Raw genomic sequence first — 12499 nt, forward strand, 5'->3', positions numbered from 1 at the left:
CTAGTAACCTCCCTTTAAGAATGTAATATATGTAAAATCTCTTTTTTTGCTTCCTGATGCTCTGAATCATCTTCAAGTAAATCTAATGGGTAATATAATTTGTGATCGGTCCGCTTTTTACCAGATATCGCTTCTACTACATCAGACTCTCTTGAAAGTTCTTTCATCTTTCCGTTAGGTAGCAATAAATGAATAGGGAGTCTTTCTTCTTCTTCACCAGGTCGATAAAAATCATATGGTAAATCAGAAGATGAATCGACAATTAAATAATAGTCCGGATCGAGACCAATCTCACGAAATCTTCTTTCTAGCGTTGCCCAATCCTTCATCCATTGATTGGGGTGGAACTCGACATATTTAAAGAGCTTCCTATTTAAGAATCTTACACAAAGATCTCTTAAAATGCGATCATCTTCTTCTTGCCATACTTGGAAATAATAGAGGGTTATCGACTCATCTAAGCGTAAATAATCCTCTAAGCTCACTTTTTCATCAAAAAACGAAAAAAAGTGTCGAGGCTCTTGTTTAAAGGCATAGCCCTGTTTAAATAATGCTTTCACCCTTTTAAGAATTTGATTAATAATGACTTCAGCACTTCTTGAGACTGGGTGAAAATAGACCTGCCAATACATTTGGTATCGGCTCATAATATAATCCTCAACCGCATGCATACCACTTTGCTTAATTACAACCTGCTCCTCCATAGGTCGCATCACTCTTAAAATTCTTTCAATATCGAACTGTCCGTAACTGACGCCTGTATAATAAGCATCTCTTAATAAGTAATCCATTCGATCAGCATCTATTTGACTTGAAATAATACTAGTAATTAATTTATTCGGGTGAGTTTTCTCTATCACTTCACTGACCTCTTGAGGAAAGGCAGGATGGACCCTTTTTAAGATGCTGTTTACTTCTGTATCACCTAAAATAATTTTCCTTGTCCATTCCTCATGGTCCGTTCCATAAATTTTTTCAAATGCATGTGAAAATGGTCCGTGACCAATGTCATGTAATAAAGCGGCTGCTAATGTTAACAGACGGTCCTGATCATCCCATTGAGGTCTGCCCTTGAACACATCCAAAATCCTTCTTGTTATTTCATAAACTCCAAGAGAATGATTGAAACGAGAATGCTCTGCGCCATGAAACGTTATATACGTCGTACCAAGCTGCCTAATTCTTCTTAATCGTTGGAACTCTCTCGTTCCGATTAATTCCCAAATAAGCTCGTCTCTTACATGAATATAACGGTGAACCGGATCCTTAAATACTTTTTCTTCGTCTAATTTACCTGTTATAGATGAATTCAATGCCTTCCCTCCTTTAATAAACCGATCAAGCTACTACCATTTATTATAGCTGAATTGAAATAGATTTGTCATGATTCACTGAGCTCTTTATTCATCCACTGATCAGAAGGCAACCAAAAGGTTAAACATCCTAATAGTGGTAAAAACACAGCTATTAGCATCGTAGAGTATAAGCCAATCCAATCTGCAAGCAACCCAAAAATAACCGCACCAATTGCCCCCATCCCAAATGCTAATCCTACTATCATTCCAGACACAACCCCAATTTTACCCGGGATCAACTCTTGTCCGTAGACGACCGCAACAGAAAAACTAGACAAAATAATAAACCCTATAATGGCCATTAAAGGATAAGCAAAGAACGGCCCTACATGCGGTAATAAAAGCGCAAACGGAGCTGATCCTAGCATAGAAAGAATTAGTATATTTCTTTTACCGAAACGATCAGCTAAAGGTCCTCCAGCAAAAGTACCTACAGCACCGGCTCCTAAGAAAATAAATAAGTAAATTTGAGCCTGTGAAATGGTCATTCCATATTCATTAATCACAAAAAATTGATAATAATTTGCGATTCCAGCGTGAAACCAAGAACGCACAAATACTAAAAATAATAGTAAAGCAAAAGCCATTCTAATTTTGTTTCGATGCTGCTGTAGTATTACTGTTCCAGTTCCATGATTTTTCCTTTTATTTGCCACTCTTCTATGCATTTCCTCTTTATACCATTTTGCTATATAAAATAATAAAACGACAGCTAAGCCTGCCACAAGAGTAAACCAAATCGAGCCAAATTGCCCTAATGGAACTAATATAAAAGCCGTTATTAAAGGAGCTAAGGCTTGACCTGCATTTCCTCCTACTTGGTAAATAGATTGAGCTAATCCTCTTTTTTTACCTGCAGCCATAAAGGCAACTCTAGAGCCTTCAGGATGAAAGGTTGCCGATCCAATTCCAATAAAGGTTACAGCTAAAACCACCGTATAAAATCCTGGAGCATACGCTAATAGCAATACCCCTAAAAAAGTAAAACATAAACCAATTGGTAAAGCATACGGTGATGGCTTTTTGTCCGTATAAAGCCCTACAACTGGTTGAATAACAGAAGCGGTCATATTTAAAGCAAAGGCAATAATCCCAATTTGTGTATAGGATAACGACATTGCTTCTTCTAGAATAGGGAACATCGCCGGTACTAGCGCTTGAATAGAATCATTTAATAAATGAACAAAGCTCAAAAGAAATAAAATGCTGTATACTGTTTTATTCTGTGATGCTTTTGTTGTTGACTGAATTGTTTTTTCTTGAGATGTCATTATATCTCTCCTTCTCCTCACATCTATCCTATTATAACTGAAACCAAAAATCAGGGAATACAAAAAGAGCATCTCTTTAGAAAAATTGATTTTCTAAGAAATGCTCTTTCACTCTTTATTAATTTATACCTCATTTATAACTACTTATGCTATTATGCTGGCCTAGCTCTATATAAAGGTATGAGAGCCTTTGCTAACGATAAAGGGGGCAAAATCCTGTGGTTTATCGATTCTTTGATAGATGCTTGTAGTGTGATCAATATAAAGAGAATACCAAATCATAAAGTGTAGAACCGTCCACAATTTTCTACTATGATCAAACTTTCCTAAAGCATGCTCCTCTAATAACTTTCTTACATAGTTTTTATCGATCCATTGATCAGTCTGACTTGTATAAATAAGCTCAAGCGCCCAGTCATACCATTCATCTTTTAACCATAATCGAATAGGTACTGGAAATCCTAACTTTTTTCGATTTACGACACTGTCAGGAACTAAACCTTCTATCGCCTTACGCAAAACATATTTAGTCGTAGAATGACTCAGCTTGTATTTACTTGGAATTTGCTGAGCTACCTCTAGAACCATACTATCTAAAAACGGTACACGTAATTCAATAGAATGGGCCATTGTCATTCTATCTGCTTTTACTAAAATATCGCCTGGCAGCCACGTATGAACATCTATGTACTGCATAATTGTAGAATGATCATAATGAGTAGAGTCTTGATAAAAAGGAGCAACAATATTAGAGGTTGGTTGAGAAGCCTCATACTTGCATAATAACCTCTCTTTTTCCTTTTCATTAAATATAAAAGCATTTCCAATATACCTTTGAGATAAAGGAGTTGTTCCTCTTAACAAATAATTTTTCCCCTTTAATCCTTCTGGCAAAATAGAAGCAATCTGATAAAGCCATTTATTCATCCGATTAGGCAAATGATGAAACCATTTAACAGCTTGCGCTTCACGGTAAATATTATAACCACCAAACAGTTCATCCGCTCCTTCTCCTGACAATACGACCTTTACTTCTTTTTTCGCTTCTTTTGCTACAAAATAGAGAGGAATAGCAGCCGGATCACTTACAGGCTCATCTAAATGCCAGATGATTCGTGGTAGCTCTCTTAAAAATTCCTCAGGAGTTATAAATTTATGGATATTTTCTACACCAAGCTCAGCAGCTGTTTTTTTAGCCACATCGATTTCTGTGTAGCCCTCTTGCTCAAATCCTACCGTAAACGTTTTTAAATCAGGTTTAATTTGGCTGGCAAGTGCCACAACGACACTTGAATCGATTCCACCAGAAAGGAATGCACCGACTGGAACATCGCTTCTCATATGTTTTTCAACCGAATCAGCTAAGGCATTTTGCACATTTTTAATATGCTGTGAGAATGAATCTTGCGTCGCTTGAAAAGTAATTTGATGATAAGCCTGTACCTTTAATGGCTTATTTTTTTCTTTGGACAAAAAATGGCCGGGAGGAAGCTTCTCTATCTCCTCATACATACTCATTTCATCTGGTACATATTGAAAGCTCATATAATGTTGAATAGCCGTATCATTCAGTGTACCTTTTGGTGACATACAATAAGTTAGTGATTTTAATTCTGATGCGAACAAAATACTTGTTGAGGATTGGTAATAAAAAAAAGGTTTTATGCCAAATCGGTCTCTTGCCGCAAACAGCTTACCTTCTAGCTCATCATAAATAATAAATGAAAACATCCCTCTTAAGCTTTCAACACATCTCTCTTTTTGCTGAGCATAGAGAGCGAGAATGACTTCCGTATCCGTTTCGGTTTGAAAGTGGTAGCCTTTTAACATAAGCTCTTGACGAAGCTCAATAAAATTATAAATCTCTCCATTAAAAATAATATGGTATCTTTTACTTTCATCCGAGAGAGGCTGACTGCCATTCTCTAAGTCAATAATGCTTAGCCTTTTAAAACCAAATCTGATTTCTTCATTTTCCAGAAGTCCGGTTGAATCTGGGCCTCGGTGATTGATAAGCTCCAAACCTTCCTTAAATACTTGTTTATCTATGAATTGTGTTAATTTTATTTCCCCCAAAAATCCACACATAACTGCACCTTCTCACGTCATAAATTGAAAGGGATCATTCCTTCATTAACAGTTGTAACTATTATTGGCATAATCTATACATGATTTATGAAATGATTCCTTCAATATGATTGGACGAATTGTCATACAAATAGATGCGCATTAATTGAATTTTTTTGAAAAAGAGTCCATTTCATCCTTTCTAACTTTTATTGAAAACGAAACGATTAGGTTTTTGATTTCCACTTTAGGTAGTTGCTTTCCCAAGGGCTTGTCTTCAGCTAACTCAACGCTGAAAAAGCTATTCAAGAGATGTAAGGGTGCTCCGTCTCATCTCTCATTACATAAAAAAGTAGGTAGGTTCATCGAATGATGATCCTACCTACTTTTTTATGTTTAATATGTTTCCCGTTTATGATTCGGTTGGTTCAGCTGCAACCTCTTTTTCTAGCCTTTTTCTTTCATAACGATCAATGATAACGGCGCACGCTGAATCTCCTGTGACATTAACAGCTGTACGCATCATGTCTAGAATTCGGTCAACGGCAAGCACTAATGTGATACCTTCCACCGGTAAGCCTACTGAGGATAGTACCATCGCAAGCATAATCATACCAACACCTGGAACTCCAGCTGTCCCAATACTAGCTAATGTGGCAGTCAAAATAATCGTAAGTAAATCCATAAAACTCAATGATACGGCAAAAACCTGTGCGATAAAAACCGTTGCGACAGCCTGCATAATCGCTGTTCCATCCATATTAATGGTAGCTCCTAATGGAACAACGAATGAAGTAACGGGCTTTGATACTTTTAAATCCTGTTCAGTTACTTTCATCGCTGTTGGCAAGGTCGCATTCGAGCTAGATGTACTAAATGCTACTGCCATTACCGGTATATAGGCTTTGAAATGCTCGATTGGATTCCGTTTCGCAAAGATAGCAACAGCTCCACCATACGTAATAATTGTATGAAGAATCAATGCAATAATAATCGTAAACATATAAGCTAGCATAGATTGCAGTACAGAAAGCCCTAATTTACCAATTGCGGAGGCAATTAATCCAAAAGCCCCGTAAGGAGCAAGCTTCATGGCAATTCCAACTAAGAACATCATGACTTCATTACCTTGTTCAACTAGCTTTACTATCCCTTTTGTTTTTTCACCTAATCTCCCTAAAGCGAGACCGACCAAAATAGCAAAAGCAATAATTTGCAGCATTTCTCCTGACGCCATTGCTTCGATAGGATTTTGAGGAATAATGTTTAATAGAGTTTCCATTACAGGAGGCGCTTCATCTGCTTGATAGGTTTCGTCTAAGTCTCCCATCAGCCCTGGCTCTCCAGGCTGTATTAAATACGCCAAAGAAATCGCTAAAGATAAAGCAATAACGGAGGTCGCCATAAAGTAAATTAAAGCCTTTCCACCAATACGTCCTAAGGCCTTAGGATCACCAAGACCAGCCGCACCCAAAATAATCGAAAACAACACTAATGGTACAACGACCATCATAATTAAATTAAGGAATATTTGTCCTAAAGGTGTAAATAAATATTCGTCGAAACCATTAAAAACGGCCTCAGGTACAAAAATATTAAATCCTAAACCGACCAATGCTCCAGCAACTAGTGCTATTAATATCTTTTTTGTTAAATTCATCTCACTTTCTCCTCTCAACAGCAAACATTGCTTCATTTTTACTTTTAAACAACATGAGATTCGTTTCGTTTTGTAAGGATAATTGACAAAATATTCCTATAAAATTGAATAAAAGTAAAATTAAGGTAAACATTTCCAAAAGCAAGAACCTCTGAACTAACAATTCCCTTAGTTCATCGATTCTAATCCTTTTTGTTATTTATTTGTTTTTTATTTTTTAGTTAGGCTTTTTCCAAGCTTCATACACACTTTTTCGATTACTTGATCCTCATTTGGCGCTGCTACTGGTCGATTGTTTACAAAAACAAAAGATTTCTTTCTACCAGGTCCGCAATAGGACTGACAGCGAATATCAATTGTAGCTTCTGAATCGACTTGATTTAATCGTGGAATCAATGTTTTAATGTTTGTTGCTTGACATTCATCACAGATTCGAAATTCATTCGCCATCCCATCTTCTACCTTTCTTTCTCAGCATAAAAAACAAAACGATTTTCCCAATATACCACATTTTTTTCTTTTTGTAACCTTAGCAAAGTTGATTTAACAGTATTTAACTAATCATGCTATAATAAGCGAGTTATAATGTAATACTAATCGTGATTATAACGTATCAAAACATTAGAGGTGTAATTGAACGTGATGGACAAAGATTTCAATAAATATTTCAATAATAAGTGGAGATTTATCGATCATACAAAGCTTGGTTTAGATTGGTCCGCCTTACATTCCTTTGCTTATGACGATACGATCTGCCATTCAGTCGGTAAAGAAGCCATGCCATCAACATTACGAGCTTGGGTTCATTCAAAGACTATTGTGCTCGGAACTCAGGATAGTCGACTACCTAAAATTGAGGACGGACTTTCTTATTTAAATCATCAAGAATATGATGTAATCGTAAGGAATTCTGGAGGTCTTGCTGTTGTATTAGATGACCAAATTTTGAATATATCTCTTATTCTCAAAGAGGATAAAGGGTTTAGTATTAACAGAGGCTACGACTTAATGCTACAGCTGATTACGGAAATGTTTCCTCATGTAGAGATAAAGGCCGGTGAAATTGTAGGCTCCTATTGCCCTGGAAGCTATGATTTAAGTATCGGTGGAAAGAAATTTGCAGGAATTTCACAAAGAAGAATCCGTAACGGAATTGCCATCCAAATTTACTTATGCATTTCTGGTAGTGGTTCAAATAGAGCTCGTCTTATTCAATCTTTCTATTCGAAAGCTGTACAAGGTTTAAAAGCAAATTTTGATTATCCGATTATAGAGCCTTCTACGATGGCCTCTTTAGAGGAGCTTTTAAACGACTCCTCACTGACCGTACAAAATGTATTACATAGAGCCTATCAAGTCTTGGAAAGACTAGGTGCAGAATTTGTTAATACCGGACTTTCAGAGGATGAAAAGGTTGCCTTCTCGAACCATTTAGAGAAAGTTTCGATTCGTAATGAAAAATGCTTGCCTTAGATAAGGAGACATTCTCACCCTCTCGGTCAAATCCCTTTCCCGATAATCGTTCTAATCACTAAACATACCTGACATAAATAACCACTAAAATACGAGTATTATCAACATAAACGATAACGACAGGTTTCATCCTAATAAAAGGAATAAAGAGGTTGAACCACCTCTATATAGCAATAAAAAAAGAGACTGTGACAATACTCACGAATGAATGATTCCACACCTGATAGGTGCCCAGCTGTTCGCTCCCCCAAGACACTTCGCGTCCGGTGGGTGGCGCCGAACTAACTTTTTTTAAAAGTGGATTTCGGCATGGCCATTTTCCTCCCACTGGAGTCTCTCCGTGCCTTGTGTCTGCTAGCTTGCGTCTTCCATAGGGAATCTACCCATTCAAAAAAACCTCCTTTTTTCTAGAAGGAGGTTTCATTGTTCGTTATTGATGTTTGCATCCATTACACACATCACTTCAAGTTTCTCTAATGTAATGATTTTAAAACAGGTTTTGTCCCATCCTCATTTACTTAATTAGGGACTTTTTGTGTAATAGCCTGCATCGCAGTAATGAGCGATAGCTTATACACATCAGATACATTACATCCTCTAGATAAATCATTTACTGGTTTGTTTAATCCTTGTAAAATAGGTCCAATTGCATCGTAACCGCCGAGACGTTGAGCAATTTTATAACCTAAATTTCCTGACTCAAGACTTGGGAAAATGAAAACATTCGCTTGTCCTTGTAATGGAGAATCTGGTGCTTTCTTTTGGGCAACTGCTGGAACAAAAGCGGCATCGAATTGGAATTCACCATCAATCACTAAATCTGGTCGTGCTGTTTGTGCAAGCTTAGTCGCTTCAGACACTTTTTGAGTTTCAATTGATGAGGCGGATCCTTTCGTTGAAAAGCTAAGCATCGCTACCTTCGGATCAATATCAAATACCTTTGCTGTTTCTGCTGTCGCAATTGCAATCTCAGATAGCTCCTCACTATTTGGTGCAATGTTAATCGCACAATCTCCAAACACGAATTTTTGATCCTCTTTCACCATAATAAAGACACCAGATGTTCTTTTAATACCTGGCTGAGTTTTTATAATTTGAAGTGCCGGACGCACCGTATCTCCTGTAGAATGAGCCGCGCCACTTACTAAGCCATCGGCAATTTCCATATAAACAAGCATTGTACCAAAGTAGTTAACGTCTTTTAATTTCTCAGAGGCGGATTCTTCCGTTTCCTTTCCTTTTCGACGCTCTACAAAAGCAGCTACCATCTCGTCAAATCTTTCGTAATGGTTAGGATCTAATACTTGGATCCCTTCAATGCTTAAATTTAATTGATTGGCTAGCTCGTTTACTTCTTTTTGTGAACCAATCAAGATGGGCTTTACTACTTTATCTTTCTCTAATAAAACCGCTGCTTCCAAAACACGTTCATCTGTCGCTTCTGGTAGCACAATAGTCGGTTGATGTTTTTCAACTTGTTCCTTTATAACTTTAAAAAGGTCGCTCATGACCATGCCTCCTCATAAACTACATATACAATCACTATATATGCTTATATTTACAGCATACCCCTCTTTTTTCGAAATGAAAACAGTCTAAGCCAATGTTTCCTTAAAGTAAAAATTTTTCAAAAATAGAAAGCGTTCTATTTAACTTTTTCATCCATTTAATGGATGAATTTAGCCTAATTTTAAAAAAGAACCCTATCATTCAGCCTATATATTTATTGTAACATTGTGATTGCTTTCTCAAGGATTTCAATTATTAAGATTTTGTGAAATGTTGAACATAATCTAAACTTCAGCTCTTGAAATCATTTTTTAATAGGAATTATTCACAATAAAACCAACAACATGATTACATATTAAGCTTCACTAAATCGTCTTTCTTCATTTTATTCTCTCCAGCTATTTATGGTATGATACAAATGTCTAGATTTGATGAAGATGAATAAAAGGAGTCGGTTCAAATGATTGAGGCAGCAAAAACCTTAGATGGATGGTATTGTTTACATGATTTTCGTACGATTAATTGGTCATCATGGAAAACATTAGATACAGATAAACAGCAACAAATCATAGCAGAATTTGAAGAAGCTCTTGCTAGTTGGGAAAATGTTGAAGCTGAAGGCCAAGGCAGTCATGCTTTATATTCTATAGTTGGGCAAAAAGCCGACATTATGATTGTACTTCTTCGACCTACAATGAAAGAGCTGAATGAATTAGAGTTAGCTTTTAATAAAACCGAACTTGCTGAATATACAATTCCTAACTATTCTTATGTATCAGTCGTTGAGTTGAGTAATTACATGGCAGGCGATAGTAATGAGGACCCTTATCAAAACCCTCATGTTCGCTCAAGACTCTATCCAACGCTTCCAAAAACAGAGCATGTTTGTTTTTATCCTATGGATAAAAGAAGAGAGTATGATGCCAATTGGTACATGCTTCCTATGGATGAACGACGCGAGTTAATGCGTAGTCATGGACTTATCGGTCGAAGTTATGCAGGTAAAGTCAAACAAATGATTACAGGTTCTGTCGGCTTTGATGATTGGGAATGGGGAGTTACATTGTTCGCTGAAGATGTTCTTCAATTTAAGAAGCTAATTTATGAAATGCGTTTTGATGAAGTTTCAGCTCGTTATGCTGAATTTGGTTCTTTCTTTGTTGGAAACTTACTGAAAAAAGAAGAGCTATTAACGTATTTTAAAATATAAATACATGACTACTATCTAAATGTTGAGAGTGAAATCGCAGAGATTTCACTCTTTTTGATCCATTATTATGCTATTTTACCTTATAATGAAACGACTAGATTAATGAAATGATATTGGAGGAATTCCTTTGTTTTACTACTCAAAAAAGCAAAAAATTAGAGGCTGGAAAAGACAAAAGAGGAAGATTGAACGATGGAAGCAAGCAGCGATAGATTTAGATATTGATTATATTAGAGAGTATCAACGAACAAACACGAAGTTATCGATCCCTCCTTTTTATAGATTAATTCGAAGAAATCCACCTTCTTGGTATAATACGCTTTTATTAGAAGCCATGCTCGAGGTTTATATGGAATGGCACCAGAAAATGAAAAAGGAAAACGAAGATTTTTATTTAAAAATCTGGTTATACCATCCACACTTTATCGAATCTCAAATCGTGGTTGCCTATAAAGATTACTTACATGCTTATGATGATACTTTTATAAAAAGAACGAATTCTAAACCATTCCCCTATCACATTTTTCAATCCTTACAAAACCAATTAAAACAATTCGAGTGGGAATTATGTATGAATACTCTTTATTATGATGAATCTGAATTTACTGAATGGATAATGGACGGACAAATTTCCGAAAAAGAAGTACAAGCTATTAAACAAAAAGCGTATGATGTTTCAAGTATTCATTTAGAAAATGACACACAATATTTAATCGATAAAGGCGATGTTTGGGTAGGAACCTTATCATACCAAGATTAAATCCTCCCCTACTTATTTAGCTTGCTCTTTATCAGCTTCACTCCACCTTTTCGAAAAAAAGAATAGTTTTTTAACAAGGAACATATAGATGAATTAAATTGGCTTGTGGTCGGTAAGCGGCAGGAAGCTTGCCAAAAAAGACCTCGATTCAACAAGAACCATCATCATGGGAGGTGAAGATTTTGGCCGTCATCAAGGCTACTTCAAGTGATATCGATATGCTTGCACGCCTTATGCGTGCAGAAGCTGAAGGAGAAGGCGAAATTGGCATGTTAAATGCCGGAAATGTGATGGTCAACCGAGTACGTGTTCGATGTCTTGATTTTGGAAATGTTAATACCATTCCACAAATGGCCTTTCAGTCGCCAGGAGGCTTTGAAGCCGTACAAAAAAGTTATTTTTACCAGCAAGCAAGAGAGCGGGACAGACGATTAGCCAGAAGGTTGATTAACGGCGAAAGAGTTAATCCTGCAGAGTTTGCACTTTGGTTCTTTCGACCAGATGGTCCTTGTCCAGAACAATGGTGGGGACAATGGAACTCTGGACGTTACAAAAACCACTGTTTCTATACTCCGTTAGCATCTGAATGTGAAGAAGTTTATAATACCTTCTAGCTTAGAAAATGAATCTAATTTTTAAGGGAGCGATGACTTGTGTATCAATATTGGCCAGGAGCATATAATCAGCAAGGGACACAAGTAGAGCAACAATATGGTAACCAGTCACAGCCAACACCTCAATCTTCTTACTCACAGCCACAGCAAAGGCAAAGTCAAAATTTTTCTGCAGCTAATTATCAAGTACCTGGGTTTGCCCTACAGCAACAAGGTGGGGGTAATCAAACCTCACTTCCACTTGAACAATCCTTTATTGAGAATATATTACGTTTAAATAAAGGAAAAATAGCCTCTTTTTATATGACCTTTGAAAACAATTCAGAATGGAACGCACGAGTTTTTAGAGGCCGTTTAGAGGAAGCTGGACGCGACCACATCATCGTTAGTAATCCAGAAAATGGAGAATACTATTTACTACTGATGGTAACGCTTGATTATGTAGTATTTGATGAACCGATTGAATATGAATATCCATTTGGTTCAGGAGCTCAATTAACTCAATATGCTCCACGATAAATAACAAAAAACGAGTCCATTTTTATATTGGACTCGTTTTTATTATGTTCAATAGTGAATT

At 36.6% G+C, this 12499-nt stretch carries 11 protein-coding genes; 5 read left to right on the plus strand and 6 right to left on the minus strand.

The genetic code is table 11. The annotated features are described in order from the left end of the window. Positions 1-14: 14 nt before the first annotated feature. The 5 genes from AZF04_RS13035 to AZF04_RS13055 all read right to left on the minus strand — a co-directional run bounded on the left by AZF04_RS13035 (position 15) and on the right by AZF04_RS13055 (position 6803). Positions 15-1313, minus strand: a complete 1299-nt coding sequence (locus AZF04_RS13035) for an HD domain-containing protein (RefSeq protein WP_061949091.1) — start codon at positions 1311-1313, stop codon at positions 15-17. 68 nt (positions 1314-1381) lie between these two features. Continuing rightward, complete coding sequence (locus AZF04_RS13040) at positions 1382-2626, minus strand: MFS transporter (RefSeq protein ID WP_061949092.1); 1245 nt, start codon at positions 2624-2626, stop codon at positions 1382-1384. Positions 2627-2794: 168 nt separating this feature from the next. Next, entirely contained in the window at positions 2795-4714 is a 1920-nt protein-coding gene (gene asnB / locus AZF04_RS13045; protein WP_061949093.1) for an asparagine synthase (glutamine-hydrolyzing), read from the minus strand. A gap of 391 nt (positions 4715-5105) precedes the next feature. Further along, a complete protein-coding gene (locus AZF04_RS13050; protein WP_061949094.1) occupies positions 5106-6353 on the minus strand; it encodes a dicarboxylate/amino acid:cation symporter in 1248 nt (415 codons plus the stop codon). Positions 6354-6563: 210 nt separating this feature from the next. Further along, on the minus strand, positions 6564-6803 hold the full coding sequence (locus tag AZF04_RS13055) for a YuzB family protein (RefSeq protein ID WP_061949095.1): 240 nt from the start codon (positions 6801-6803) through the stop codon (positions 6564-6566). Positions 6804-6995: 192 nt separating this feature from the next. On the opposite strand from AZF04_RS13055, the gene AZF04_RS13060 reads away from it, so the two are divergent. Continuing rightward, positions 6996-7826, plus strand: a complete 831-nt coding sequence (locus AZF04_RS13060; protein ID WP_061949459.1) for a lipoate--protein ligase family protein — start codon at positions 6996-6998, stop codon at positions 7824-7826. A 518-nt stretch (positions 7827-8344) separates the two neighbouring features. On the opposite strand, the gene pta is transcribed toward AZF04_RS13060, so the two are convergent. Then, a complete protein-coding gene (pta, locus tag AZF04_RS13065) occupies positions 8345-9334 on the minus strand; it encodes a phosphate acetyltransferase (protein ID WP_061949096.1) in 990 nt (329 codons plus the stop codon). A gap of 461 nt (positions 9335-9795) precedes the next feature. Here pta and hemQ point away from each other — a divergent pair, with 461 nt between their 5' ends. The 4 genes from hemQ (at position 9796) to gerQ (ending at position 12438) form a co-directional block, all read left to right on the plus strand. Next, positions 9796-10545, plus strand: coding sequence for a hydrogen peroxide-dependent heme synthase (gene hemQ / locus AZF04_RS13070; RefSeq protein ID WP_061949097.1), 750 nt, complete (start codon positions 9796-9798; stop codon positions 10543-10545). Positions 10546-10672: 127 nt separating this feature from the next. Beyond that, complete coding sequence (locus AZF04_RS13075; protein WP_064504139.1) at positions 10673-11305, plus strand: hypothetical protein; 633 nt, start codon at positions 10673-10675, stop codon at positions 11303-11305. A 182-nt stretch (positions 11306-11487) separates the two neighbouring features. Beyond that, positions 11488-11919: a cell wall hydrolase gene (locus AZF04_RS13080; RefSeq protein ID WP_061949099.1), complete on the plus strand. Its 432-nt coding sequence runs from the start codon at positions 11488-11490 to the stop codon at positions 11917-11919. Between the two features lie 39 nt (positions 11920-11958). Continuing rightward, on the plus strand, positions 11959-12438 hold the full coding sequence (gene gerQ, locus AZF04_RS13085; protein WP_045481308.1) for a spore coat protein GerQ: 480 nt from the start codon (positions 11959-11961) through the stop codon (positions 12436-12438). The last annotated feature ends 61 nt before the right edge of the window (positions 12439-12499 follow it).

Origin of the sequence: Alkalihalobacillus trypoxylicola, assembly GCF_001590785.1 — a bacterium.
Lineage (GTDB): Bacteria > Bacillota > Bacilli > Bacillales > Bacillaceae_D > Alkalihalobacillus > Alkalihalobacillus trypoxylicola.